Origin of the sequence: Streptomyces sp. NBC_00859 (assembly GCF_045161865.1) — a bacterium.
Taxonomy (GTDB): domain Bacteria; phylum Actinomycetota; class Actinomycetes; order Streptomycetales; family Streptomycetaceae; genus Streptomyces.
Map to the genome: position 1 here is coordinate 5,714,173 of NZ_CP108826.1, position 25,614 is coordinate 5,739,786.

Below are 25,614 nucleotides of genomic sequence, written 5' to 3' on the forward strand. Positions count from 1 at the left end.
CTAGAGCTGCGTATCCCCGTCGGCCAGGCGCCCCAGGATCAGAGCGATGCGCAGAGTGAATGCGGAGCGCACATCGGAGGGTGACCAGCCGGTGACGTCCGTCACACGTCGCAGCCGGTAGCGGACGGTGTTGGGGTGTACGAAGAGCATCCTGGCCGCGCCCTCCAGGCTGCTCGCCTGCTCCAGATAGACACTCAGCGTTTCCAGGAGCGCCGACCCCGCTTCCTCCAGGGGCCTGTAGATCTCCTCCACCAACTGCTCTCGCGCCGCAGGGTCCGAAGCGATGGCGCGCTCCGGCAGCAGGTCGTCGGCGAGCACCGGGCGCGGGGCGTCCTGCCAGGCGTAACCGGCCTTCAGCCCCGCTGCCGCCGCCTGCGCGGACCGGGTGGCCGCGAGCAGGTCGGGCACGATCGGCCCGGCGACCACCGGCCCCGCCGCGTACGGTCCGATCAGGGCCTTGGCCACCTGGAGCGGGTTGTCGTTGCCGCCCGCGATGACGACGAGCCGGTTGCCGAGCACGCCGGTCAGCACCTGGACCTTGGCGTGCCGCGCGGCGCGGCGGATCGCCTCGACCGTCAGCTCGCTGTCGCCTTCGGGCGCGGTGCCGAGAATCACACAGACATGGTCGGGAGAGTTCCAGCCGAGTGCGGCGGCACGGGACACCGCGCCCTCGTCGGCCTCGCCGGACAGCACCGCGTTGACCACCAGGGATTCGAGGCGGGCGTCCCAGGCCCCGCGGGCCTCGGCCGCCTGTGCGTACACCTGTGCGGTCGCGAAGGCGATCTCCCTGGCGTAGACGAGCAGCGCCTCGCGGAGGATCGACTCGTCGCCCGGTGCGGCGACTTCCTCGATCGCGGTCTCCATGACCTCGATCGTGGTGCGCACCATCTCCACCGTCTGCCGCAGGGTGATGGCGCGGGTCAGTTCGCGCGGGGCGGTGCCGAAGACGTCGGTGGAGATCGCCTGGGGGGCCTCCGGGTGCCGGAACCACTCGGTGAACGCCGCGATACCGGCCTGGGCCACCAGGCCGATCCAGGACCTGTTCTCCGGTGGCATCGCCCGGTACCACGGCAGCGTCTCGTCCATACGGGCGATGGCGTTCGCGGAGAGCCGGCCGGAGGACTGCTCCAGCCGCTTCAGGGTCGCGGCATGCGGATGTGCGGGAGGGGGTCCGGGCTGTGCGTTATCGGATGGGGGCACGTGGACAAGACTGCCTTATCGGGACTCCGGCATGGCGTGGCGGGGCTACGGTGGACGGCGTGATGGATGTCGTGATGGACGTACGGCGCTCCGGCGAGCGCTACCGCGGGGGCGACCCCGCAGCCGGTATCGACTCCCGCCACGCCTTTTCGTTCGGTACGTTCTACGACCCGGACAACCTGCGTTTCGGGCCGGTCCTGGCCTGCAATGAGGAGCGGCTCGCGCCGGGGGCGGGTTTCGACGAACACCCGCACAGCCACACCGAGATCGTCACCTGGGTGGTCGAGGGCGAACTGACCCACCGCGACTCGACGGGCCGCGCCACGGTCGTACGGGCCGGGGACGTCCAGCACCTCTCGTCGGCGGGCGGGGTGCGCCACGAGGAGCGCAACGAGGGCGCGGACCCGCTGGTCTTCGTCCAGATGTGGCTGGCGCCGCTGGAGCCGGGCGGCGAGCCCGCGTACGGGATCGTGCACGGCATCGCGGACGCCACGCCCTACGCGGTCCCGGCGGCGGGCGCGCTGCTCTCCGTCCGCAGGCCGTCCCCTGGCGAGCGGGTGGCGGTGCCGGATGGGGCGGGGGTGTACCTGCATGTCGTCCGGGGTGAAGTGCGTCTGGGGAGTACGGAGTTGGAACCGGGCGACTCGGTGCGGATCACGGGGGGCGAGGGGCTGGAGCTGGTGGCGGCGACGGCCGCCGAGGTGTTGATCTGGGAGTTCTAGCGGAGCCCGGCCACGAAGGTCTGCCAGGCTGCGGCGTGGACGAACAGGGTGGGTCCGGCCGGGTTCTTGCTGTCGCGGACCGGCACGGTACCGGGGAGGCCGGCGGCTACCTCGACGCAGTCGCCGCCGTTGGTGCCGCTGTAGGACGACTTCCGCCAGGCCGCGCCGTCGGTCACCGTGCACTCGACGCATTCGCCGCCGGTGCTGCCGCTGTAACTGGACTTACGCCACCGCGCGTTCTTCAGGTCGCGACCGGTCTCCATAACGCTCCTCCATCACGCGGTTGATCAGCGCTGCCGAATCCTCGACGGAGAGTGCGGCGGCCTGCAAGTGAGCGTAACGGCGGGAGGCTTCACGGATGGTCTCGGGGCTAGCAGTCATGTGGCCGGAGATGAGGTCCTCGGTGTAGATGATGTCCGGGTCCTCGTTGAAACGCATGACGGTGAACGACCCGTCCAGGCTGGCGTGTTCACCTGCCGTGAAGGGCAACACCTGGACGCGTGTCCATCGGTGACCGGGGCAGTCCAACAACCGGCCCAGTTGGTTCCGCATGACATCCCGGCCGCCGATCGGCCGGTACAGTGCCGCCTCGTCGAGGATCACCCAGGCGAGCGGTGGCCGTTCCCGTTCCAGGATGCGCTGCCGCTCCAGCCTGGCAGCCACCAGGCCTTCGAGGTCGTCCGGCTGACCGGTGGCCAGCACCGCCCGCGCGTACTCCTCCGTCTGCAACAGCCCGTACACCAACTGCGCCTGGTACGTGGAGATGTACGCCGCCCGCGCCTCCATCTCCGCGTACGGCTGGAACCAGGTAGGCAGCTGGCTGCGCAGGACCAGGCCGACCAGGCGGGAGAACACCCCGTCCGTGCCGAGCGCCGCGTCCACCCGTTCGGCGAAGTCGCGGGTGGGGATCTTCTTCGTGGTCTCGATCTGGCCGACCAGGGAGCCGGTGCAGAAGATGATGTCGCCGAGCTGCCCCTGCTTCAGGTCGTTGGCCTCTCGCTGCCGGCGCAGCTCCCAGCCGAAGTAGTCCAGCGGGGAAGCGCTCGGGTCGAGCGAGTGGATGTTGGCCACGTGGGCACCTCCGGCCTGCAACGCCGCGCGGCGTTCGGTTCAGTACGTAGCCGAGCGTAATCGGCGCACTGCACGCTGGTGGCATGAATGACGTAACCGGTTCCCTGGCGGACGCCGCGCAGGGCCGCTACCGTGCGGCCTTCGCGGTGAGCGAGCACTCCGCCCGGCATCTGCGCCGCATCCTGCGCATGTACCTCACCCGCTGGGGCCTCCTCGACGTGGCCGAAGCCGCCGAACTGGCGCTCACCGAGCTGATCGCGAACGTCGTACGGCATGTCCCCGGCCGCCGCTGCCAGACGTACATCGTGCTGCTCCCGGCCGGGGGTGTGCGAGTCGAGGTCGCGGACGACTGCCCCCTGCTGCCCTGCGCGGTCACGGGTGATGAACTCGACGAGGGCGGAAGAGGGCTGCTCCTGGTCGGCGCGCTCACCGACGGCTGGGGCGTGGAGCCGCGCCGTGACGGGTGCGGCAAGACGGTGTGGTTCGAGTGCCTGGCCGCGAAGCCGGCCGACGTGCCGGTGCCGACCGGGCCGTGATGTGTCACCGCCCGGCGGAGGCGATCTCCGCCAGCACCGCCTCGGTGAACGGCGGCCAGGCGTCGACCGCCCACGGCCCGAAGTCCCGGTCGGTCAGTGCCACGCAGGCGACCCCCGCCTCCGGGTCGACCCAGAGGAACGTCCCCGACTGGCCGAAGTGGCCGAAGGTGCGCGGGGACGACGAACTGCCCGTCCAGTGCGGGGACTTGGTTCCCCTGATCTCGAAGCCGAGGCCCCAGTCGTTCGGGTTCTGCAGACCGTATCCGGGCAGCACGCCCTTGAGACCCGGGTGCACCACCGAGGTGGCCTCGGCCACGGTGCGCGGGTCGAGCAGCCGGGGCGCCTGGAGCTCGGCTGCGAACCGGGCCAGGTCGTCGGCGGTGGAGACGCCGTCCTTGGCGGGGGAGCCCTCCAGCGAGGTGTCCGCCATCCCGAGCGGTTCGAGCACCCCTTCGCGGAGGTACTCGGGGAAGGGGATACCGGTGGCAGCGGCGATGTGGTCACCGAGCGCCTCGAACCCCGCGTTGGAGTAGATCCGGCGCTCGCCGGGGGCGGCCATCACCCGGTCCTCGTCGAAGGCGAGACCGCTGGTGTGGGCGAGCAGATGGCGGACCGTGGAGCCGGGCGGCCCGGCGGGCTCGTCCAGCTCGACCGCGCCCTCCTCGTACGCCATGAGTGCGGCGTACGCGGCGAGCGGCTTGGTGACCGAGGCGAGTGGGAAGCGCTGCCCGGTCGGGCCGTGCGTACCGGCGACGCTGCCGTCCGCTCGTACGACAGCGGCGGCCACCGTGGGTACCGGCCAGTTCTCGGTCATCGCCAGGCTCTTCATGAGGGACGAGCCTAACTACAGCGTCAGCCGCATCGCCGGATCGGGGGTCCTGGCGAAGCCGAGGGACGCGTAGAGGGGCTCGGCACCGGCCGACGCGCGCAGGTCGACCCTGGTGACACCGCGCTCCCGGAACCAGCCGAGCAGTGCCTCCATACAGGCCCGCGAGTACCCCCGGCGGCGCATGTCCGGGTCGGTCGCGACGCTGAAGACGTAACCGCTCGTACCGTGCGGATTGCCGGGGCCGCCCAGCCGGTACTCGACGGTGCCGACCACGCAGGCCGCGAGACCGCCGTCCGGCCTGTCCACGACGAACGCGGTGAGATCGGCCCCGGGGTCCTTGAGCTTCCGGCGGAGCGTCTCCACGGCCGCGGGCTGCCAACCGGTGTCCGAGTGTGGCCGCCCGGCCATGGAGTCCTGCATCACCTTGCGCAGGCGGACGAGTTCGACGGCGTCATCGGGGGTCGCGCGACGGGCTGTACTCATGATCCGGGAGGGTACGGGAACCGCATCGGAAGTTCCGCCCTGTTTCGCTTGCCTGGAGTGCACTCCAAGGATCTAGTTTTGGTGGTGTCGCGAGGACGAAGGAGCTGGGACCGCATGACTGTGACCGAGACCGTGCCCGTGTCGGACCCCTTGCAGAGCTGTGCGGCGCCGCCGGTCCCGGGCAGGCGCCCCGACGGCCGTGATCAGTACACGATCAGCGAAGTCGTCGCCTTCACCGGTCTCACCGCGCACACCTTGCGCTGGTACGAGAGGATCGGGCTGATGCCGCATGTCGACCGGTCGCACACCGGCCAGCGCCGTTTCTCCAACCGCGACCTGGACTGGCTCGCCCTCGTCGGCAAACTGCGGCTGACCGGAATGCCGGTGGCGAAGATGGTCCGCTACGCCGAACTCGTACGCGAGGGTGTGGAGACCCTGGAGGAGCGGCAGGAACTCCTGGAGGAGACCCGCAGGGATGTGCGAACCCGCATCGCGGAACTCCAGGACACGCTCTCCGTACTCGATTTCAAGATTGACTCCTATGCGGACGCCCGGCGGGCGTCGGAGAGGTTCTGAACCTGATGAGCATCGAAAAGATCGACAGGGTACGGCTCGGCCAGGACGGCCCCGAGGCCGGCGTGCAGGGCTTCGGCGCCATGGGCATCAGCGAGTTCTACGGAGACACCGACGAGGTGGCGGCCAGGGACACCCTGGAGGCCGCCGTCGATGCGGGCGTCACTCTGATCGACACGGCCGACATCTACGGCCAGGGCGCCAACGAGACCTTCCTGGCGCCGTTCGTCAGCGCGCACCGCGACGAGATCACGCTGGCCACCAAGTTCTCCATCGAGCGGCGTGCCGACGACCCGCACTACCGGGGGGTGCGCAACGACGCCCCGTACATCCGGCAGGCCGTCGAGGAGAGCCTGCGCCGGCTGAAGGTCGATGTCATCGACCTCTACTACATGCACCGCCGCAACCCCGATGTGCCGCTGGCCGAGTCCATCGGCGCCATGGGCGAGCTGGTGGCGGCGGGCAAGGTCAAGTACCTGGGTCTGAGCGAGGTGACCGGCCCCGAACTGCGCGAGGCGCACGCCGTGCACCCCATCACCGCCGTGCAGTCCGAGTGGTCGCTGTTCAGCCGCGATGTGGAGCTGAGCCTGGTCGGCGCGGCCGCCGAACTCGGGGTGGGCATCGTGCCGTACTCCCCGCTAGGCCGGGGCTTCCTCACCGGTTCCTTCGCTGACGCGTCCAAGGACCTCGGGGGCGGCGACTTCCGGCAGTTCCAGCCGCGCTTCACCGGTGACAACGCCAAGGCCAACGCGGCGCTCCTGGAGCCGGTGCACAAGATCGCGGCGGCGCACGGCGCGACGGCCGCGCAGGTGGCCCTCGCCTGGGTGCAGCAGCGGGCCGAGGTGCATGGCCTCTCCGCGGTGGTGCCGATCCCCGGCACCCGCAAGCGGGCCCGGCTCCTTGAGAACACCGGCGCCACCCGGCTGAGGCTGACGGCCGAGGAGCTGGCGCTCCTCGAACCGATCGCGGGCGAGGTCAAGGGCGACCGTTACCCGGACATGTCGTCGACGTCGAAGGCCCGCGAGTAACCGCGCCGTCGTCGCGACAACCGGAGGGGGCCCGCGGTGCGGGCCCCCTCCGGACGCGGCCTAGAGTTCCGCGAGCAGTTCGGCCTTCTTCGCGCTGAACTCGTCGTCCGTGACCAGGCCGGAGTGGTGCAGCTCGCCCAGGTGCCGTATTCGTTCGGCGATGTCCGCAGGGTCACGCCGCCCGGTGGCGACGGCGGGCACCGGCACCGTCCTGGAGTGACGGGCCGCGCCCAGGACGGCGGCGGCGAAGGGCAGCGACTCGTGGACCGGCCCGTAACCGAGTCCGAAGACGACAGCAGAGGGGTCCTGGTCCGCCTGGTCCGCACCCGGCTCGCCCTGCCGCAGTACGCGCAGATACCCGTCGAACGCCTCGGGGGAGCGCCAGTCCACGCCGGTCAGTTCGGCCACCGGGAAGTTCTGGTCGCCGCATTTCCATTTGGCCGACGACGCACCGGTCCGTGACCACCTGAAGGAGACCCGGGCTCCGTCGAAGGAGGCCTTGCCGTCGTACGCCTTGAAGTGGAGCGGTCCCTCGGGCGCCGCGACCAGGAACCGCTCGGCCGGCTCGGCCGCGTCAGCTGCCAGCCGGGCCGTCAGCTCGTCCGCGTAGTACTCCGCGAGCGTCCGCTGCGATGCGGGCAGCACCAGCCGGTACGGATCGCACCCTTCCTTCAGCTGCCCGGACGCCGCCTCCATCAGCGGATCGGCGCCCGCGCGCGGCGCCGCGCGCAGCACGACCGTTCCCCGTCTGCCCTCGGCCACCGTCACCGACCCCAGCGCCTCGTGGGGGATACGCCGCTGTCGCAGCGCCTGGAAGAGCTTCGGCGTGCGAATCCCCCGTTCGAAGCGGATGAGCACGGAGTCGGTCGCGAACTCCCAGGTGGCTTGAATTCCCGCCAGCACATCACCCATGTGCCACATCGTAGGCGGCGGGCGCCCGCTCGTCGCCCCTCTGCGGGGGACCTCATGACGGGCTTCTACGCGCGTGAACCTCCCCGGTCACCGCAAAATCAGCTGTGACAGGTGTCCCCGCCGTTGGCACACGACACCGAACCGAACTCGCCGGTGCCGACCGCCGCGAAGTTGTGCAGGCTCTCGGTCCCCGGCGCGAAATAGCCGGTGTGGCCCTGGGCCGCGCCCGCCGCTACGACGCGTGCGCCGAACTGCGGTGAGACGGGGTCGGCGCCGTGGCCGAGACCGCCGACGTCCAGATGCGGCACGTCCTGGATCCAGTCGTCGCTGTCGCGCATCGCCCACACCCGGGCGTCCGTGCCCAGTTGCGCGGCGTTCTCGACGCGCATCCCCGGGCTTCCCGCGACCGCGATGTCGCTGACCCGCGACGGGAGGTTGCGGGCGGCGACACCGCAGAGCACCGAACCGTAGCTGTGGCAGAACAGCGCCACGGGCGCCCGGCCCGGCAGCGCGTCGACGAGTGAGTGCAGCCTCAGCGAGCCCTCGGCGGCGAGCCTGCCGATGGCGGCGTCCACGCCGAGACCGGCAGGCGCGGTGTAGTCGGCCCAGGCGATGACGGCGTTGTGCGATCCGGGGGCCGCCGTGTGCTCGGCGCCGTACAGCGATGTGGCCATGCCGACGGGCGCGGTGTAGGAGCGATCAGTCTTCTGAAAGGTCATCAGATTGGTGTCGACGCCCGGTACCACGATGGAGATGTGCTGGGCGCGCTGGAGATCGCCCATCACCTCGGCGACCCGGCCGGTGCCGGTCGGGTCGAAGGCGAGGATCTGCCTGCCGGGCTGCGCCAGTGTGTTGTAGCGGTCATAGGTCTGGCGCGCGTCCTGCTGGCCCAGCTTGTTCAGCGTGGGGTCGGTCAGCCGCTCGTGCTCCTGCCCGGCGGCCTGCTCCAGGGCGCGCTGGTTGGCCTGGTACCGCAGCGTCACCGGGGCGCCGTTGAGGTTTCCGACGACCAGCGGGTAGTGGTCGGCGAGACGGTCACGGTCGGCCGCGCTGAGCGAGGCGAAGAACCGCGCCAGCAGGTGCGGCGACGCGTTGGCCGAGGGAAGGTGGTGGCCCGCGACGGAGCCCCTGCCCCAGGCGGCCAGCGCGGCTTGGCGCGGTCCGTCGGTTCTCTGGTGGTGAACGGCGGTCCAGCCGGTCGTGGCCAGCATGACGAAAACCACCGCGAGCGCGAGCAGCGTGCGCCAGACGGTGAGAGTGGGGGAGGAGTCGAAGGAAGTCACTGACCGCCACCCTAGGAGACGGGGGCGGATGCTTGCGAAGTCAGTGAGGCACATCACGTTTCAGGTACGAAATGTAGCCGTATGACTACTCCTGGTGTGCGCCTGTCGTACGCCAGTTCCCGGCCAATGCCGGTCCGATCTGGTCGAGATGAGTCAGCGTCAGTGCCCGCATGGACGCGATGCTCAGATCCTGGCCCTTTCCCCAGATCCGGCCGGTCGCCCGCATCACACCGTCGAACGCGGCGACGGCCACGCGCGGCCGCGGATCGGTCTCCGGGTCGAGCCCCTCGCGCTCCGCGATGAGGTGGGCGATCCTGTCCTCCAGCTCGGCGGAGCGGCGCAGGTGGATCGCGAGCAGGGCCGGGGACGACTCGATGACCTGGCAGATCCGCATGTACAGATCCACCGGGACCACGTCCTCGATGGTCAGGCTGATGCCGTCCCAGGAGGCCAGTACCGCGTTGCGCATCGCGTCGAACGGGCTCTCCTGCGGCGGGCGGGCCTCAAGCGCGGTGAAGAACTGTGACTCCACCAGATCATGCACCGCGAAGGCCGCATCCTCCTTGCCGGCGAAGTACCGGAAGAAGGTGCGCTGGGAGACCTCGACGGCGTCGGCGATCTCGTCGACGGTGGTCTGCTCGTACCCCTTCGCCGTGAAGAGTTCGAGCGCTACGCGCAGCAGGGCCTCGCGGGTGCGCTGCTTCTTGCGCTCCCGCAGTCCGGCCGGCGTGCCCGGCGTCGACGGCTCCGTCTGCTCCAGCGTCACGTTCGGGTCCTCTTTCGGTGTGCGGTGTGCGGTGTGCGGTGTGCGGTGTGCGAGGCGATGTGGCCTGCACGGCTTCCGGTTTGGGTGCTTTGTCGCTCCAGGTTACCTGTGAGCTACGTGACAGCTACCGACTTGTGAAATGGTTTGTCAACTGTCAGCGGCTGACACTAATCTGACTCGTATGACTAGTCAGACCACTGTCGACCAGGCGCCGCAGGACGTTGCGGCACCGCCGGCCAAGGGGCTCCGCGGCCACCCTTGGCTGACGCTCTTCTCCGTGGCCATCGGCGTGATGATGGTCGCGCTCGACGGCACGATCGTCGCGATCGCCAACCCGGCCATCCAGAAGGATCTCGGAGCCACCTTCGCCCAGATCCAGTGGATCACGAATGGCTACTTCCTCGCCCTCGCGGTGGCACTGATCACCGCGGGCAAGCTCGGTGACCGCTTCGGCCACCGCCAGACGTTCCTGATCGGGGTCGTCGGCTTCGCCGCCGCGTCCGGCGCCATCGGCTTCTCCAACAGCGTCAGCCTGGTCGTGACCTTCCGCGTCCTCCAGGGGCTGTTCGGCGCACTGCTGATGCCTGCCGCGCTCGGCCTGCTGCGCGCCACCTTCCCCGCCGAGAAGCTCAACATGGCCATCGGCCTCTGGGGCATGGTCATCGGCGCATCCACCGCCGGCGGTCCCATCATCGGCGGCCTGCTCGTCCAGCACGTCAGCTGGCAGTCAGTCTTCTTCATCAATGTGCCGGTCGGTGTGATCGCGCTCGTCGTCGGTGCGTTCATCCTCAAGGACCACCGCGCGGCGAACGCCCCGAAGTCCTTCGACATCCTGGGCATCCTGCTGCTCTCGGCGGCCATGTTCTGTCTGGTCTGGGCGCTCATCAAGGCCCCGGCGTGGGGCTGGGGCGACGGCAAGGTCTGGGCGTTCCTGGCTGTCTCGGTGGTCTGTTTCGCCGCCTTCGCGTTCTGGGAGACGAAGGTCAGGGAGCCCCTCATCCCGATGGCGCTCTTCCGCTCGGTACCGCTCTCCGCGGGTGTGGTGCTGATGGTCCTCATGGCCATCGCCTTCATGGGCGGTCTCTTCTTCGTCACCTTCTATCTCCAGAACGTGCACGGCATGAGCCCGGTCGACGCCGGGCTCCACCTGCTGCCGCTCACCGGCATGATGATCGTCGCCTCCCCGATCGCGGGCGCGCTGATCACCAAGGTGGGGCCGCGTATCCCGCTGGCCGGCGGCATGCTCTGCACGGCGGTCGCCATGTACGGCATGTCCACACTGGAGACCGACACCGGCAGCGTCCCGATGTCGATCTGGTTCGCACTGCTGGGCATGGGCCTCGCCCCGGTCATGGTCGGCGCGACCGAGGTCATCGTCGGCAACGCCCCGATGGAGCTCTCCGGCGTCGCTGGCGGTCTCCAGCAGGCCGCCATGCAGATCGGCGGCAGCCTCGGTACTGCGGTGCTCGGCGCGGTCATGGCCTCCAAGGTCGACAGCGCCCTGCCGGACAACTGGGCCGGTGCCAAACTTCCTCCGTTCGGGCCCGGTCAGCTGGATCAGGCGTCGCAGGCCGTCCAGGTCGGCATGGCCCCGGTCCCGCCCCACGCGCCGGCCGGACTCGCAGCGAAGATCACCGGTGTCGCGCACGACACCTTCATGTCGGGCATGGGCCTGGCCTGCCTGGTCGCCGCCGGTGTCGCCGTCGTGGCCATCTTCGTGGCCCTGCTCACCAAGCGCGGTGACAACCCGGAAGCCGCCGCGGGAGCGGCCCACATCTGACGCTTCAGCGTCAACTCTGCGCCACCACAGCCCCGCCGGACCCTTCCGGCGGGGCTGTCGCCTATCAGGGTGGTGCGGGCAGCTGGCTCTTCCGGCGGCAGGTGATCACGGGCCATCCTGCGTCCATCGATCCGTACGACGCTCTGCACGGGGGACCACCATGAACACCACGCTCACCAAGAACGCCCTGCCCGCGAAGAACACAGCGCCCAGGAAGAACACGGCGCCCGCGAAGCCCCCGGCGCCCACCGGCGCCGTGCGCAAGGCGCTGCTGCGCACGACCGTCACGGCCGGGATCGTCACCGCCACCGTGTTCGCCGCGCCCCAGGCACTCGCACCGCGCACCGCGCTGGCCGCGTCGCAGCCCCGGATGGGGGACTGCGCGACCGGTGAGCTGTGTCTCTGGGAAAAGGGTGACTTCAAGGGCGCCCGCAGGACCTACGACCTCGCCGGCACCGGCATCGAAAGCTGCACGCCGCTCCCCGCCGGAGCGACCGCCCAGTCCGTGGCCAACCGCACCGGCCGCCCGGTCACCACGTACCAGTCGGTGGAGTGCGAGGAGACCGGAGAGTTCGAGACGTACCCCGGAGGCGGCACCTGGCTGCCGCGCTCCCCTTACCAGGTGAGGGCGTTCAAGATCTGGGAGAACTGAGTACGCGGGAGGGCGGCGGGACCACAGTGGTCCCGCCGCCCTCCCGCTTCCGCCGTTACCGGCCGCGCTGCTACGCGTCGCCGCCCGCCGCGCCCGGGTCGGCCGAGGCCACGTCCAGGAGCTGGTAGCGGTCGATGGCCTGCTTGAGCGCCGAGCGGTCCACCTTGCCCTGCTTGGCCAGCTCGGTCAGGACCGTGACCACGATCGACTGCGCGTCGATGTGGAAGAAGCGGCGCGCCGCGCCGCGGGTGTCCGCGAAGCCGAAGCCGTCGGCGCCCAGCGACTGGTACGGGCCCGGGACCCAGCGCGAGATCTGGTCCGGCACCGAGCGCATCCAGTCCGACACGGCCACGAACGGGCCCTCGGACCCGGAGAGCTTGCGTGTGACGTACGGGACGCGCTGCTCCTCCTCGGGGTGGAGCAGGTTGTGCCGCTCCACCTCCACGGCCTCACGGCGCAGCTCGTTCCAGGAGGTCGCCGACCAGACATCGGCCTTCACGTTCCACTCCTCGGCGAGGATGCGCTGGGCCTCCACCGCCCATGGAACCGCGACGCCCGACGCCATGATCTGTGCCGGGATCTGCCCCTGCTCGCCCGGCTTGAAGCGGTGGATGCCCTGGAGGATGCCCTCGACGTCGACATCGGCGGGTTCCGCCGGGTGCTGGATGGGCTCGTTGTAAACGGTGAGGTAGTAGAAGACGTCCTCGCCCGCCCTGCCGTCCGCCGTCTCGCCGTACATCCTGCGCATACCGTCCTGGACGATGTACGCGATCTCAAAACCGAACGCCGGGTCGTAGGCGACACAGGCCGGGTTGGTCGAGGCGAGCAGCTGCGAATGGCCGTCCGCGTGCTGGAGGCCCTCACCCGTCAGTGTCGTGCGCCCGGCGGTCGCGCCGAGCACGAACCCGCGCGCCAGCTGGTCGGCCATCTGCCAGAACTGGTCGCCGGTGCGCTGGAACCCGAACATCGAGTAGAAGACGTAGACCGGGATCAGCGGCTCGCCGTGCGTGGCGTACGCGGAACCGGCCGCGATCAGCGACGCCGTGCAGCCGGCCTCGGAGATGCCGTCGTGCAGCATCTGGCCGGTCGGCGACTCCTTGTACGCGAGCAGCAGCTCGCGGTCCACCGACTCGTACTGCTGGCCGAGCGGGTTGTAGATCTTCGCACTCGGGAAGAACGCGTCCATACCGAAGGTGCGGTACTCGTCGGGGGCGATCAGCACGAAACGCTTGCCGATCTCCTTGTCCCGCATGAGGTCCTTCAGGACACGGACGAAGGCCATGGTGGTGGCGATCGACTGGTGCCCCGAACCCTTCTTCGCGATGGCGTACGTCTTGTCGGCGGGCAGCGGCAGTGGCTTGGCCCGCACCACCCTGGTCGGTACGTAACCGCCGCAGGACTTGCGGTGGTCATGCATGTACTGGATCTCTTCGGAGTCCCGGCCCGGGTGGTAGTACGGCGGGTTGCCGTCCTCCAGCTCCTTGTCCGCGATCGGCAGGTGCAGCCGGTCCCGGAAGCGCTTGAGGTCGTCGGCCGTCAGCTTCTTCATCTGGTGGGTCGCGTTGCGGCCCTCGAAGTTCGGCCCCAGGGTCCAGCCCTTGATGGTCTGGGCGAGGATCACCGTCGGCTGGCCCTTGTGCGCCTTGGCCGCCGTGTAAGCCGCGAAGACCTTCCGGTGGTCGTGCCCGCCGCGTCCGAGGTGCAGGACCTGCTCGTCGGACATGTTCTCGACCATCTTGCGCAGCCGCTGGTCGGTGCCGAAGAAGTGCTCACGGATGTACGCGCCGCTCTCGGTCGCGTACGTCTGGAACTGGCCGTCCGGCGTGGTGTTCATCTTGTTGACCAGGGTGCCGTCCCGGTCCTGGGCCAGCAGCGGGTCCCAGCTCCGGTCCCAGACCAGTTTGATGACGTTCCAGCCGGCGCCGCGGAACTGCGACTCCAGCTCCTGGATGATCTTGCCGTTGCCGCGCACCGGGCCGTCGAGGCGCTGGAGGTTGCAGTTGACGACGAAGGTCAGGTTGTCCAGGCCCTCGCGGGCGGCGATGGAGAGCTGGCCGAGCGACTCGGGCTCGTCCATCTCGCCGTCGCCGAGGTAGGCCCACACATGGGACTTGGAGGTGTCCGCGATCCCGCGCGCCTCCATGTAGCGGTTCATCCGTGCCTGGTAGATCGCGCCGAGCGGGCCGAGACCCATCGAGACGGTCGGGAACTCCCAGAAGTCCGGCATCAGCCGCGGGTGCGGGTAGCTGGACAGACCGTGCGGAGCCTTCGACTTCTCCTGGCGGAACCCGTCGAGCTGCTGCTCGGTGAGCCTGTCGAGCAGGAAGGCGCGGGCGTAGATACCGGGGGACGCGTGCCCCTGGAAGAAGACCTGGTCCCCGCCGAGACCGTCGTCCTTGCCGCGGAAGAAGTGGTTGAAGCCCACGTCGTAGAGCGAGGCGGACGAGGCGAAGGTGGCGATGTGGCCGCCGACCCCGATACCGGGGCGCTGGGCGCGCGAGACCATCACGGCCGCGTTCCAGCGGGTGGCGTTCAGGACCTTGCGCTCGATCTCCTCGTTGCCCGGGAAGAACGGCTCGTCCCGGGTGGCGATCGTGTTGACGTAGTCGGTGCTGCGCATCTCGGGCACGGCCACACGCTTCTCGCGCGCGCGCTCGATCAGGCGGAGCATCAGATAACGGGCACGCTCACGGCCACGCTCGTCGACGGCGGCGTCGAGGGAGTCGAGCCATTCCTGGGTCTCTTCTGGATCGAAGTCCGGGACCTGGCTCGGAAGGCCGCCAATGATGATCGGGTTGCGATCGGATCCGGAAACCACGCTGTTCCTTCGCTGTTCGGTCATGCGGTATCGGGACGTACGCCGCCACCATCGTGTACCGCGAAGCCACAAACGTCATCTCTACCCAGGGGTAACCGCCACTCGGCGAGACGTCCCCTGCGCGGGCCGCGGCTGGGTCCGGCGAAATCGCAACCTTACGCCCGGCCCGCTCAGGCATTCCCGAAGCGAGACGGGGCACAATTGACGTATCCGGAGTGCGGAACCCCGCAAATACGGATGAACGGTGTGGGATGAATCACCGGATGCCGCCAGAACCTGCCTGAGGTTGGGATGAGGTGCCAGGAAACGTCACCGTTTCGGCTGTCTCGACCGCTGGGTACTTGCGCGATCGGTCCCGCCCGTGTGGACTACGGCCAACGCCCCGCGCACGCGCGTGGCTGGTGCATTTCCAAAAACGATCAGGAGGCAAACCGTGAGCGCGACCGCGGACCACGCGGAGGAGCGGACCAATCAGGCAGCACGCCTGGGGTTCGAGCCCGGACAAGTGGTCCAGGAGATCGGCTACGACGACGACGTCGAGCAGGAACTCCGTGAGGGTATTGAGAGCGTCATCGGCCAGGAACTCGTCGACGAGGACTACGACGACGTGGCTGACGCTGTCGTGTTGTGGTTCCGCGACGAGGACGGCGACCTTACGGACGCGCTGGTGGACGCGATCGGTCTGGTCGACGACGGCGGCGCGGTCTGGCTGCTGACCCCCAAGACCGGCCGTGACGGTTACGTCGAGCCGAGCGACATCAACGAGGCATCTCAGACAGCCGGTCTGGCACAGACCAAGAGCATCAATGCCGGCAAGGACTGGACGGGGAGCCGTCTGGTCACACCGGCGAGGTCCGGCAAGCGCTGAGTCGCCACAAGCCCCGAGAAGCCCCCGTCGGCAGTCCTGCCGGCGGGGGCTTCTCCCTGTCCCGCCCCGCGCCGGCCCGGCGGGATCCCGCTCAGGCCGCCGGGAATCTGCCCCGCTCCGCGTCCGGCCCGCGCCCGGTGGGCCGGACAGCGAGGCCATAGGGTGGGCATCATTCGAATGGCCCCACCGAAGGGAAGCGTTTTCATGGCGATCGAGGTCGGCACCGAGGCCCCGGATTTCGAGCTGAAGGACAACCACGGCCGGACCGTCCGCCTCTCGGACCTCCGCGGCGAGAAGAACGTGGTGCTGCTCTTCTACCCCTTCGCTTTCACCGGCGTGTGCACCGGTGAGCTCTGCGCCCTCCGTGACGAGCTGCCGAAGTTCGTCAACGACGATGTGCAGCTGCTCGCCGTCTCCAACGACTCCATCCACACGCTGCGCGTCTTCGCCGAGCAGGAGGGCCTCGAATACCCGCTGCTCTCGGACTTCTGGCCGCACGGCGAGGCCTCGCGGGCCTACGGCGTCTTCGACGAGGACAAGGGGTGCGCGGTGCGCGGGACCTTCATCATCGACAAGGAGGGCGTCGTCCGCTGGACGGTCGTCAACGGCCTGCCCGACGCTCGTGACCTGAACGAGTACGTCAAGGCGCTCGACACCCTCTGACCCGGTCGGCCAAGAGCCTGCCGTGTCCGGGAACCGGTCACTAGGATCGATTCGTTGATCCGATGCCACGTAAAACGGGGGCAGGGCCCTCCTCGGCCCCTCGAAACCAATTGGGAGGACTCGTGGGAGTCAGCCTCAGCAAGGGCGGCAACGTCTCGCTGACCAAGGCCGCACCCAATCTGACCGCGGTAATCGTCGGTCTCGGATGGGATGCACGCACCACCACAGGTGGTGACTTCGACCTCGACGCCAGCGCGCTGCTGACGAACGAAGAGGGCAAGGTCGCCAACGACTCGAACTTCGTCTTTTTCAACAATCTCAAGAGCCCCGACGGTTCGGTCGAGCACACCGGGGACAACCTCACCGGTGAGGGTGAGGGCGACGACGAGGTCATCAAGGTGAACCTCGCCGGCGTTCCCGCCGATGTCGCGAAGATCGTCTTCCCGGTCTCGATCTACGAGGCCGAGAGCCGCCAGCAGAGCTTCGGCCAGGTCCGCAACGCGTACATCCGCGTGGTGAACGAGGCCGACAACTCCGAGCTGGCGCGCTACGACCTCAGCGAGGACGCGTCGACGGAGACCGCCATGGTCTTCGGCGAGCTCTACCGCAACGGCACGGAGTGGAAGTTCCGCGCCATCGGCCAGGGGTACGCCTCCGGGCTGCGCGGCATCGCGCAGGACTTCGGCGTCAACGTCTGAGGCTTCGGCGTCAGCGATCGAGCAGGAGTACTCCGTCCGGCGCCGCACCTGTGTGCGGCGCCGGACGCGCTAGTCAACGTTCACACCTCGGGGAGGACCAGCGATCATGGGCGTCACGCTCGCCAAGGGAGGCAATGTCTCCCTCTCGAAGGCCGCACCCAACCTCACGCAAGTACTGGTCGGGCTCGGCTGGGACGCACGCTCCACCACCGGAGCGGACTTCGACCTCGACGCCAGCGCGCTGCTGTGCCAGTCGGGCCGGGTTCTCGGCGACGAGTGGTTCATCTTTTACAACCAGCTGACCAGTCCGGACGGCTCCGTGGAGCACACCGGGGACAACCTCACGGGTGAGGGCGAGGGCGACGACGAGTCGATCATCGTCGACCTCTCCAAGGTGCCCGCCCACTGCGACAAGATCGTGTTCCCGGTCTCGATCCACGACGCGGACAGCCGTGGACAGACGTTCGGGCAGGTCGCCAACGCTTTCATCCGTGTGGTGAACCAGGCGGACGGGCAGGAGCTTGCGCGGTACGACCTCAGCGAGGACGCGTCGACGGAGACCGCGATGATCTTCGGCGAGCTCTACCGGTACGGCGGCGAATGGAAGTTCCGGGCCGTGGGCCAGGGGTACGCGTCGGGGCTGCGGGGCATCGCTCTAGACTTCGGGGTCAATGTTTCCTAAAGCATTTCTCCGGCATGGTTCAAGTCCGGGACGCCTCCCGGGTTTCGTGTGGGGAGTCCAGGGTTCGCACCCCCGGGGAATGCAGTGCCAGACCGCGCCCGGCGCGGGGGAACCCGTTACACACACGATGGGGTAGCCAGTGCTTCTGAAAACCTTCGGGTGGTCATTCGTGATCACCGTGATCGGTCTTGCCGTGGCGGTGATCTACGACGGATGGACCGCCCTCGGCATTGTGGCGATCCTGGGCGTCCTGGAGATCTCGCTGTCCTTCGACAACGCGGTGATCAACGCCGGCATCCTGAAGAAGATGAGCGCCTTCTGGCAGAAGATCTTCCTCACGGTCGGCGTGCTCATCGCCGTCTTCGGCATGCGGCTGATCTTCCCCGTCGTGATCGTCGCCATCAGCGCCAAGATCAACCCGGTCGAGGCGGTGAAGCTGGCCTTCAACGAGAAGGACCACTATCAGCAGCTGGTCACCGACGCCCACCCGTCGATCGCCGCCTTCGGTGGCATGTTCCTGATGATGATCTTCCTGGACTTCATCTTCGAGGACCGCGACATCCAGTGGCTGCGCTGGATCGAGCGCCCGCTCGCCAAGCTCGGCAAGGTCGACATGCTGTCGGTCTGCATCGCGCTCGCCGTGCTGCTGATCTCCTCCTTCACCTTCGCCACCCACGCCCACCAGCACGGTGGCGCGCACGCCGACAAGGCGCAGACGGTCCTCATCTCCGGTATCGCCGGGCTCATCACCTACCTCGTGGTGGGCGGGCTCTCCGGTTACTTCGAGAACCGGCTGGAGGAGGACGAGGAGCGCGAGCAGGAGGCCGAGGAAGAGGCCAGGAAGTCCGGCTCGAACGTCCCGGCGGTCATGATGGCCGGCAAGGCCGCGTTCTTCATGTTCCTCTACCTGGAAGTCCTCGACGCCTCCTTCTCCTTCGACGGGGTCATCGGCGCCTTCGCCATCACGAACGACATCGTGCTGATGGCGCTCGGCCTCGGTATCGGCGCCATGTACGTCAGGTCACTCACCGTCTACCTGGTCCGCCAGGGCACGCTGGACGACTACGTCTACCTGGAGCACGGCGCGCACTACGCGATCGGCGCGCTCTCGGTGATCCTCCTCGTCACCATCCAGTACGAGATCAACGAGGTCGTCACCGGCCTCGTCGGAGTCGTGCTGATCGCCTGGTCCTTCTGGTCGTCGGTCCGCAGGAACAAGCGGATCGCGGCGGAGGGCGGGGACAGCGCCGACGGCCAGAGAGAAGTCCCGTCCGGGGTGTGACCCGTACCGGATTGCGGAACGCTCTGAACGGGGCGGTCAGGATGCGAAAGCCTCCTGACCGCCCCGTGCGCGTGGGGGAAGAAGAAGCCCGGCAGGAAAACCGGGGAAGAGTCACCGAGCGAGCTGGGGGTGGGACATGGCCTTCTGGGACAGTCTCCGACAGAACAAGTCGCCGCACTTCGATTCCGGGAGCGCGGCGTCCAACTCGATCGAGCTGACCAAACGGCACCCGGTCGTCTCACTGACCAAACAGGGCGCCACCACCGGAAATCTGCGCGTCAACCTGTCCTGGCGGATGCGCTCCTCGGACTTCGGGGGCAGATCACAGCGCGGCAGCCTGCTGCGCCATCCGTCCAAGATGTTCCAGCCGGACGTCGTCCAGGCGCACACCCAGGGCGTCGTCAACGTCGACCTCGACCTCGGGTGCCTCTACGAGCTGGAGGACGGCACCAAAGGGGTGGTGCAGCCACTCGGCCATTTCCTCGGCGGGCTCAACGAAGCGCCATACGTACAGCTCAGCGGCGACGACCGGTTCGGGTCACCGTCAGGCGAGACCCTCTTCGTCAACCTCGACCACCGCGACGAGATCAAGCGGCTGCTGGTCTTCGTCTACATCTACGACCAGACACCCGCGTTCGACCGTACGCACGCCGTGGTGACGCTGTACCCCAGCAACGGCCCGCGCATCGAGATCCAGCTGGACGAGCGCCATCCGCAGGCCCGCTCGTGCGCGGTCTTCTCCATCGAGAAGGTCAAGGGCGACATGGTGGTGCGCCGCGAAGTCAAGTTCGTCTACGGCTTCCAGGCGGAGCTGGACCGGCTGTACGGCTGGGGGCTCCAGTGGGGCCGCGGCTACAAGAGCAAGATCTGAGACCGGCCTGCCCGGCGTCTCCCGCTCCGGTCACCCGGGCAGGAACTGCGGCCCCATGGGCGGCATCCTGAAGTACGGGTCGGGGGCAGGGGCCGCCGCGGCGGCAGCCGGCTGGGCCGCGGGATGTGCGGGGACGGCCTGCGGGTAGCCGTAGCCGGGCGGCGGTGACTGCGGAGGCGGCGGGAAGGCGGCCGGAGCCGGGGGAGCCGCACCGGTTGCCGGAACGGGCTGCGTGGGAGGTTCGGGCCCGGTGCCCTCGGCTTCCGCGGCCCCGGCTGCTTCGGCGTTCTCGTCCACCGAGATGCCGTACGCCGTGGCCAGCCCGACCAGACCGGTCGGGTACCCCTGCCCCACCGCCCGGAACTTCCAGCCGTCCCCGCGGCGGTACAGCTCGCCGCAGATCATCGCCGTCTCCTCGCCGGTCTCCGGCTGTACGTCGAACACGGCCAGGGCCGGTGCCCCGTCCCCGGCCGCCGCGTCGTACAGCAGGATGCGCAGATCACGCACGGACCGGAAGGACGCGTCGTCGGAGGACGCCGCCAGCACCACCTGCTCGACCGAGGGGTCCAGGGCGGCGAGATCGGCCTCGACGGTGTCGGTGAGCCCCTCGGCCACCCGCTTCTTCGGCAGCCGCCGCACCAGGCCCGACGGATGGCGCGGCTGGTTGTAGAAGACGAAGTCCTCGTCGGAGCGCACACGGCCGCCGGGCCCGAGGAGCAGGGCCGAAGCGTCGATGTCGGGGACGTCGGGGCCCGGGGTCCAGCGCAGGACGGCCCGTACCGCCAAGGCGTCCAGCGGGACGTTCGAACCCTTCATCATCGCGTGCGTCATGCCGGTCATCCTGCCTTCCCCGCGCGGCCGCGGACAACGTGGGGGCGCTTTGCGGCGAGTTCGGTACATCCCAGCGGAACGGGTGGCCGGCTGTTGTCCAGGGTCTGAATTTCCTCCCCGTGGGAACTAGCGGCATACGTCCCTACGTACTATTACCGGCCACGCGTCATCAGGACGGTCTGGCACTATGGGGGGAACTTTATGCATCATTTCGGGCATATATCGCCCCAGGTCCGGGCGGAGCTCTTCCACCAGGAGCCCGCCGACTTCACATCGGATTCCCCGGCACCCGTCCTCTCCGCCGCCCTCGGAGCCACGCTCTACAGCCCGGCGACGCGCCCGCAGCTCGCCGACGACGTGCGGAAACAGGCGGCGCGCGGGGTGGTCTCCATGGTGCTGTGCCTGGAGGACTCCATCGACGACGCCGACGTGACGGCGGGCGAGGCCAATCTGGTGCGTCAGTTCGCCGCGCTGGACGCCGGATACTCCGGGCGCTCCGGAGAGCCGGACGACGTGCCGCTGCTCTTCATCCGGGTCCGCCGGCCGCATCAGATACCCGACCTGGTCCACAGGCTGGGCGCCACATCGCGGCTGCTGTCCGGATTCGTACTGCCGAAATTCACCGAGGAACGCGGCACGGCCTTCCTGGAGGCCCTCGCCGAGGCGGAGGCCGCAGCCGGCCGGAGGCTGTTCGCCATGCCGGTCCTCGAATCGCCCGAGCTGCTGCACCTGGAGACGCGGGCGGAGAGCCTTGCCGGGGTGGCCCGTACGGTCGACAAGTACCGGGAGCGCATCCTCGCACTCCGGCTGGGCGTCACCGACTTCTGCTCCGCCTACGGGCTGCGCAGGGCACCGGACATGACCGCGTACGACGTCCAGATCGTCGCCGCAGTCATCGCTGACGTGGTGAACGTCCTGGGCCGCTCGGACGGTACCGGCTTCACGATCACCGGCCCGGTCTGGGAGTACTTCCGTGTCCAGGAACGCATGTTCAAGCCGCAGCTGCGCCGCAGCCCCTTCATGGAGGGCAGCGCCGACCAGCTCCGCACGGCTCTGATCGAGCACGACCTGGACGGCCTGCTGCGCGAGATCGGACTCGACCGTGCCAACGGCCTGCTCGGAAAGACCTGCATCCACCCCTCGCACGTGATGCCGGTGCACGCGCTCTCGGTCGTCAGCCATGAGGAGTTCAGCGACGCCCGCGACATCCTCAGGACGGACCGGGACGGCGGCGGAGTGCTGCGTTCCGCCTATACGAACAAGATGAACGAGGTGAAACCGCACCGGGCCTGGGCCGAGCGGACCCTGCTGCGCGCCGAGGTCTTCGGCGTGGCCAGGGAAGACATCGGCTTTGTCGAGCTGCTCACGGCCGGACTCTCCGGCTGATGGGAACACGGACGCGGACACCGGCGCCGGCGGCGAAGCCCGCGCCGGTGCCAACCGGAGGAGAGACGGACGAAGTGGTCTGGTCGGGAACATGGGTCGCGGACCGGCTCGGTGTGCGGCTCGCCGGGGACGACGGCCTCCGGGAACTGCTGGGCCTCGCTTTGCGGCGCAATCCGAAACGTGCCCATCTGCTGGTGTCGAACGTACTGGGCAAGCATGTGCCGCAGCGCCCGTCGACGGTGTACGGCCACGGCCACCGGCTCGGTGTCGAGGTACGGCGGCTGCTGGGCGACGAGGCAGCGAGCCGGGCCGTCGTCCTCGGCTACGCGGAGACCGCGACCGGGCTCGGTCACTCGGTCGCCGACGGGGTGGTACTCGCCCCGTATCTCCACTCCACCCGCCGCGAGGTCGCAGGAGTGGCGCGGGCGGGCGGCTTCGAGGAGTCGCACTCGCACGCCACCTCGCATCTGCTGCTGCCGGAGGACCCGGCCCTGCTGGCGGGCAACGGCCCCCTCGTCCTCGTCGACGACGAGTTCTCCACCGGCAACACCGTGCTCAACACCATTCGTGACCTGCACGAACGGTATCCGCGTCAGTGGTACGTGGTCGTCGCGCTGGTGGACATGCGCTCGGCCGCCGACCGGGAGCGGCTGGCGGAATTCGCCCGGGAGATTGACGCCCGGGTCGACCTCCTGACCTCGGTGCGCGGAGTGGTGGAACTGCCCGACGGCGTACTGGAGAAGGGCCGCCGCCTCGTCGAGGAGCACGAGGGGCACGAGGCACAGCGGAAGCACGCGGAACACGGCAAGCACCAGGCGCACGGGAAGGGCGGGCCCGCCGCTCCCGCCGTGCACGACGACCAGCCGCACCCGGAAGGGCCCGGAGGCGCCGGTCCGGTCCGGGTGGAGCTCGGCTGGCCCCTCGGGCTGCCGGACGGCGGCCGGCACGGCTTCACTCCCCGCCACCGCACCGCGCTGGAGGCCGCCCTGCCGGACATGGCGGCGCGGCTCGCGGACGCACTGGCGCGCGGCGCCGGTGTACCCGGTCCCGGCCTGCCGGCCGCCGGCACCGCGCGCGTTCTCGTCCTCGGCTTCGAGGAGCTGATGTACGCGCCGCTCCGGCTCGCGCTGGAGCTGGAGCAGGCCGGGTACGACGTGCGCTCATCGACCACCACCCGCTCACCCGTACTCGCCGTGGACGACCCCGGCTACGCGATCCGGACCGGACTGGCCTTCCCCGCACACGACGACCCGGGCGACGGGCCGGGCGAGCGCTACGCGTACAACGTGGCGGGCGGTGGTTTCGACGCCGTGGTCCTGGTCGTCGACTCCGCCGGGGACACCCCCGGACTGCACGCACCGGACGGTCTCCTGGCACAACTCGCCGCCCACGTCCCGCGAGTGCTGCTCGCGGTCGTCCCGTCGTACGTCCCCGAACAGCAGGAAGCAGCCCCCATGCCCGAGCCGTTGCGCGGCCCCGCCTTCTCCTCCTACGCCGCCCAGGACGTCGGCTGGCTGCTCCAGGACCTCTCCGACGTCGAGCTCGAGGCGCCCACCGAGGAGCGGGAGGAGGCGATACAGACGGGCGGCGCGCACTACGCCGAGTCGCTGCCCGTCGAGTACCAGCCGAGCGAGCAGTACCAGGAACTGTTCAGGGCGGCGCTCGAAACCTCGGCGCCCCGCATCGCACAGGCCGTGGGCACCGTGACCGAGACCGTGCTCGCCGAGCGTTCCGCACGGCCGGTCCTGGTCTCCCTCGCTCGCGCCGGGACGCCCGTCGGTGTGCTGATGCGCCGCTGGGCGCAGCACCGCCACGGCCTGGACCTGCCGCACTACGCGGTGTCCATCGTGCGCGGCCGGGGCATCGACGCCAACGCGCTGCGCTGGCTGGCCGCGCACCACGACCCTGCCGACATCGTCTTCGTCGACGGCTGGACCGGCAAGGGCGCCATCACCCGTGAACTGGCCGAAGCGCTGGCGGAGTTCCCCGGCTTCGACCCGGAGATCGCCGTCCTCGCCGACCCGGGCGGCTGCGTCCGCACATACGGCACCAGGGAGGACTTCCTCATCCCGTCCGCCTGCCTCAACTCCACGGTTTCCGGACTGATCTCGCGCACCGTCCTGCGCGCCGATCTGGTCGGTCCCGACGACTTCCACGGCGCGAAGTTCTACCGGGAACTGGCGGCCTCCGACGTCTCGGCCGACTTCACCGACGCCGTCGCCGCCCGCTTCGACGAGGTGTCCGGCGCGGTGGACAGGGAGACGAAGGAGCAACTGGCCGCGGACCGCCGGCCGACCTGGGAGGGGTGGGCGGCCGTCGAGCGGATCAGCGAGGAGTACGGCATCCACGACGTCAACCTCGTCAAGCCGGGCGTCGGCGAGACCACCCGCGTCCTGCTCCGCCGCGTCCCGTGGAAGATCCTGGCCAGGAGCGGGGCGGGCGCCGATCTGGACCACGTACGGCTCCTCGCGGAGCAGCGCGGCGTCCCGGTCGAGGAGGTCGAAGGCCTGCCCTACACCTGTGTCGGCCTGATCCACCCGCGCTTCACACGCGGCGCGACCGGCGCCGACGGTACAGCGGCGGTGACCGGATGAGCCGGACAGCGCCCGTAGTCGTCGCCAGCGACCTCGACCGCACCCTCATCTACTCGGCGCCCGCGCTGGATCTGGGTATGCCGGACGCCGAAGCTCCGAGGCTGCTGTGTGTCGAGGTGTACGAGAGCAGGCCGCTCTCGTACCTCACGGAGACAGCGGCCGGGCTGCTCGCGGAACTCGCGGCCGGGACCGTCCTCGTGCCGACGACCACACGGACGCGAGAGCAGTACCACCGCATCCGGCTTCCCTGCCCGCCGCCGCGGTTCGCGATCTGTGCCAACGGCGGCCATCTGCTGGTGGACGGCGTCTCCGACCCGGACTGGCAGTGCGCCGTGGCCCGGCGGCTGGCCGCGGAGTGCGCGCCGCTGGCCGAGGTGCGCGCCCACCTGGTGGCCGCCGCGAGCCCCGACTGGCTGCTCAAGGAACGGGTGGCCGAGGACCTCTTCGCGTATCTGGTCGTCGACCGGGCCCTGCTGCCCGACGGCTGGGTGAAGGAACTGTCCGCCTGGGCCGGTGCGCGCGGCTGGACGGTCTCGCTCCAGGGCCGCAAGCTCTACGCGGTGCCGAAGCCGCTCACCAAGAGTGCGGCGATGCGGGAGGTGGTCCGCCGCACAGGTGCCGGACTCGCCCTGGCGGCAGGCGATTCACTCCTCGACGCGGATCTCCTGCTGGCCGCCGACCGGGGCTGGCGCCCCGCCCACGGTGAGCTCGCCGACGCGGGCTGGAACGCGCCGCACGTCGCGGTGACGGCCGCGCGCGGGGTCGCGGCCGGCGAGGAGATCCTGCGGGAGTTCACCCGCGCCGCACACGGTCACGGGCGCTGACCGGGGGCGGCGCGGCCGCGGTCACCCGCAGCAGCCCCCGCCGCAGCAACCGCCTCCGCCCCCACCACCGCCGCCGGACGGGGCGCCCGCCGAGGTCCCTCCGACGGCTACCGCGGACAGCAGTTTGACCGTGTCCTGGTGGCCGTCGGGGCAGGTGGCGGGTGCCGAGGACTCGGCCATCGGACGGCTGACTTCGAATGTGTCGCCGCAGGAGCGGCAGCGGAACTCGTAACGGGGCATGGGGCCAGATTAGAGGGGCCTG

26 protein-coding genes are annotated in these 25,614 nt (G+C 69.5%); 15 read left to right on the forward strand and 11 right to left on the reverse strand.

Annotation, left to right across the window (positions count from 1 at the left end):
• Positions 1 to 1,200, reverse strand: a complete 1,200-nt coding sequence (locus OG584_RS25010) for a PucR family transcriptional regulator (RefSeq protein ID WP_405781080.1) — start codon at positions 1,198 to 1,200, stop codon at positions 1 to 3.
• Positions 1,201 to 1,262: 62 nt separating this feature from the next.
• Between OG584_RS25010 and OG584_RS25015 the strand changes: the two genes are divergently transcribed.
• Positions 1,263 to 1,922: a pirin family protein gene (locus OG584_RS25015; protein WP_405784268.1), complete on the forward strand. Its 660-nt coding sequence runs from the start codon at positions 1,263 to 1,265 to the stop codon at positions 1,920 to 1,922.
• Here the strand turns inward: OG584_RS25015 and OG584_RS25020 are convergent.
• Positions 1,919 to 2,185, reverse strand: a complete 267-nt coding sequence (locus tag OG584_RS25020) for a DUF397 domain-containing protein (protein ID WP_405781081.1) — start codon at positions 2,183 to 2,185, stop codon at positions 1,919 to 1,921. The genes OG584_RS25015 and OG584_RS25020 overlap by 4 nt on opposite strands.
• Complete coding sequence (locus OG584_RS25025) at positions 2,145 to 2,993, reverse strand: helix-turn-helix transcriptional regulator (RefSeq protein ID WP_405781083.1); 849 nt, start codon at positions 2,991 to 2,993, stop codon at positions 2,145 to 2,147. Before OG584_RS25025 ends, OG584_RS25020 begins: the two co-directional genes overlap by 41 nt.
• 83 nt (positions 2,994 to 3,076) lie before the next feature.
• On the opposite strand from OG584_RS25025, the gene OG584_RS25030 reads away from it, so the two are divergent.
• Complete coding sequence (locus tag OG584_RS25030) at positions 3,077 to 3,529, forward strand: ATP-binding protein (protein WP_405781085.1); 453 nt, start codon at positions 3,077 to 3,079, stop codon at positions 3,527 to 3,529.
• A 4-nt stretch (positions 3,530 to 3,533) separates the two neighbouring features.
• On the opposite strand, the gene OG584_RS25035 is transcribed toward OG584_RS25030, so the two are convergent.
• Together OG584_RS25035 and OG584_RS25040 are read right to left on the reverse strand one after the other, a co-directional pair.
• Positions 3,534 to 4,358, reverse strand: a complete 825-nt coding sequence (locus OG584_RS25035; RefSeq protein ID WP_405781086.1) for a serine hydrolase domain-containing protein — start codon at positions 4,356 to 4,358, stop codon at positions 3,534 to 3,536.
• A 15-nt stretch (positions 4,359 to 4,373) separates the two neighbouring features.
• Entirely contained in the window at positions 4,374 to 4,841 is a 468-nt protein-coding gene (locus OG584_RS25040; RefSeq protein ID WP_405781088.1) for a GNAT family N-acetyltransferase, read from the reverse strand.
• Between the two features lie 114 nt (positions 4,842 to 4,955).
• Here OG584_RS25040 and OG584_RS25045 point away from each other — a divergent pair, with 114 nt between their 5' ends.
• Positions 4,956 to 5,417, forward strand: coding sequence for a MerR family transcriptional regulator (locus tag OG584_RS25045; RefSeq protein WP_405781090.1), 462 nt, complete (start codon positions 4,956 to 4,958; stop codon positions 5,415 to 5,417).
• A gap of 5 nt (positions 5,418 to 5,422) precedes the next feature.
• Complete coding sequence (locus OG584_RS25050; RefSeq protein ID WP_405781092.1) at positions 5,423 to 6,442, forward strand: aldo/keto reductase; 1,020 nt, start codon at positions 5,423 to 5,425, stop codon at positions 6,440 to 6,442.
• A 60-nt stretch (positions 6,443 to 6,502) separates the two neighbouring features.
• On the opposite strand, the gene OG584_RS25055 is transcribed toward OG584_RS25050, so the two are convergent.
• From OG584_RS25055 to OG584_RS25065, 3 genes are all read right to left on the reverse strand, one after another.
• The gene (locus OG584_RS25055; RefSeq protein ID WP_405781093.1) at positions 6,503 to 7,354 is read right to left on the reverse strand and encodes a DUF4429 domain-containing protein; all 852 of its coding nucleotides are present in this window, start codon (positions 7,352 to 7,354) and stop codon (positions 6,503 to 6,505) included.
• A gap of 98 nt (positions 7,355 to 7,452) precedes the next feature.
• Complete coding sequence (locus tag OG584_RS25060) at positions 7,453 to 8,637, reverse strand: alpha/beta hydrolase (RefSeq protein WP_405781095.1); 1,185 nt, start codon at positions 8,635 to 8,637, stop codon at positions 7,453 to 7,455.
• An 85-nt stretch (positions 8,638 to 8,722) separates the two neighbouring features.
• Positions 8,723 to 9,403 (reverse strand): TetR/AcrR family transcriptional regulator, encoded by a 681-nt coding sequence (locus OG584_RS25065; RefSeq protein WP_405781097.1) that lies wholly within the window; start codon positions 9,401 to 9,403, stop codon positions 8,723 to 8,725.
• 181 nt (positions 9,404 to 9,584) lie between these two features.
• Here OG584_RS25065 and OG584_RS25070 point away from each other — a divergent pair, with 181 nt between their 5' ends.
• Positions 9,585 to 11,183, forward strand: a complete 1,599-nt coding sequence (locus OG584_RS25070) for a DHA2 family efflux MFS transporter permease subunit (RefSeq protein WP_405781098.1) — start codon at positions 9,585 to 9,587, stop codon at positions 11,181 to 11,183.
• Between the two features lie 271 nt (positions 11,184 to 11,454).
• Entirely contained in the window at positions 11,455 to 11,835 is a 381-nt protein-coding gene (locus OG584_RS25075; protein WP_405784269.1) for a peptidase inhibitor family I36 protein, read from the forward strand.
• Positions 11,836 to 11,905: 70 nt separating this feature from the next.
• Here the strand turns inward: OG584_RS25075 and aceE are convergent, their stop codons facing one another.
• Positions 11,906 to 14,653 (reverse strand): pyruvate dehydrogenase (acetyl-transferring), homodimeric type, encoded by a 2,748-nt coding sequence (gene aceE / locus OG584_RS25080; RefSeq protein WP_405781100.1) that lies wholly within the window; start codon positions 14,651 to 14,653, stop codon positions 11,906 to 11,908.
• 433 nt (positions 14,654 to 15,086) lie between these two features.
• On the opposite strand from aceE, the gene OG584_RS25085 reads away from it, so the two are divergent.
• The 6 genes from OG584_RS25085 to OG584_RS25110 all read left to right on the forward strand — a co-directional run bounded on the left by OG584_RS25085 (position 15,087) and on the right by OG584_RS25110 (position 19,717).
• Complete coding sequence (locus tag OG584_RS25085; protein ID WP_405781101.1) at positions 15,087 to 15,521, forward strand: DUF3052 domain-containing protein; 435 nt, start codon at positions 15,087 to 15,089, stop codon at positions 15,519 to 15,521.
• Positions 15,522 to 15,725: 204 nt separating this feature from the next.
• The gene (locus tag OG584_RS25090) at positions 15,726 to 16,184 is read left to right on the forward strand and encodes a peroxiredoxin (RefSeq protein ID WP_405781102.1); all 459 of its coding nucleotides are present in this window, start codon (positions 15,726 to 15,728) and stop codon (positions 16,182 to 16,184) included.
• A 122-nt stretch (positions 16,185 to 16,306) separates the two neighbouring features.
• Complete coding sequence (locus tag OG584_RS25095) at positions 16,307 to 16,882, forward strand: TerD family protein (protein ID WP_405781104.1); 576 nt, start codon at positions 16,307 to 16,309, stop codon at positions 16,880 to 16,882.
• A 106-nt stretch (positions 16,883 to 16,988) separates the two neighbouring features.
• Positions 16,989 to 17,564, forward strand: coding sequence for a TerD family protein (locus OG584_RS25100; RefSeq protein WP_405781105.1), 576 nt, complete (start codon positions 16,989 to 16,991; stop codon positions 17,562 to 17,564).
• A gap of 139 nt (positions 17,565 to 17,703) precedes the next feature.
• Positions 17,704 to 18,846, forward strand: a complete 1,143-nt coding sequence (locus tag OG584_RS25105; protein ID WP_405781107.1) for a DUF475 domain-containing protein — start codon at positions 17,704 to 17,706, stop codon at positions 18,844 to 18,846.
• A 136-nt stretch (positions 18,847 to 18,982) separates the two neighbouring features.
• Entirely contained in the window at positions 18,983 to 19,717 is a 735-nt protein-coding gene (locus OG584_RS25110; RefSeq protein ID WP_405781108.1) for a Tellurium resistance, read from the forward strand.
• A 30-nt stretch (positions 19,718 to 19,747) separates the two neighbouring features.
• Here OG584_RS25110 and OG584_RS25115 read toward each other — a convergent pair whose 3' ends face one another.
• Complete coding sequence (locus OG584_RS25115) at positions 19,748 to 20,548, reverse strand: TerD family protein (RefSeq protein WP_405781109.1); 801 nt, start codon at positions 20,546 to 20,548, stop codon at positions 19,748 to 19,750.
• A 201-nt stretch (positions 20,549 to 20,749) separates the two neighbouring features.
• Between OG584_RS25115 and OG584_RS25120 the strand changes: the two genes are divergently transcribed.
• Genes OG584_RS25120 through OG584_RS25130 form a run of 3 tightly spaced genes read left to right on the forward strand, consistent with a single transcriptional unit; the run spans position 20,750 to position 25,352 of the window.
• A complete protein-coding gene (locus OG584_RS25120; protein ID WP_405781111.1) occupies positions 20,750 to 21,934 on the forward strand; it encodes an HpcH/HpaI aldolase/citrate lyase family protein in 1,185 nt (394 codons plus the stop codon).
• A gap of 47 nt (positions 21,935 to 21,981) precedes the next feature.
• The gene (locus tag OG584_RS25125) at positions 21,982 to 24,528 is read left to right on the forward strand and encodes a phosphoribosyltransferase (protein ID WP_405781112.1); all 2,547 of its coding nucleotides are present in this window, start codon (positions 21,982 to 21,984) and stop codon (positions 24,526 to 24,528) included.
• Entirely contained in the window at positions 24,525 to 25,352 is an 828-nt protein-coding gene (locus OG584_RS25130) for an HAD family hydrolase (protein WP_405781113.1), read from the forward strand. Before OG584_RS25125 ends, OG584_RS25130 begins: the two co-directional genes overlap by 4 nt.
• A 21-nt stretch (positions 25,353 to 25,373) precedes the next feature.
• Here OG584_RS25130 and OG584_RS25135 read toward each other — a convergent pair whose 3' ends face one another.
• Positions 25,374 to 25,592 (reverse strand): zinc ribbon domain-containing protein, encoded by a 219-nt coding sequence (locus tag OG584_RS25135; RefSeq protein WP_405781114.1) that lies wholly within the window; start codon positions 25,590 to 25,592, stop codon positions 25,374 to 25,376.
• Between the last annotated feature and the right edge of the window lie 22 nt (positions 25,593 to 25,614).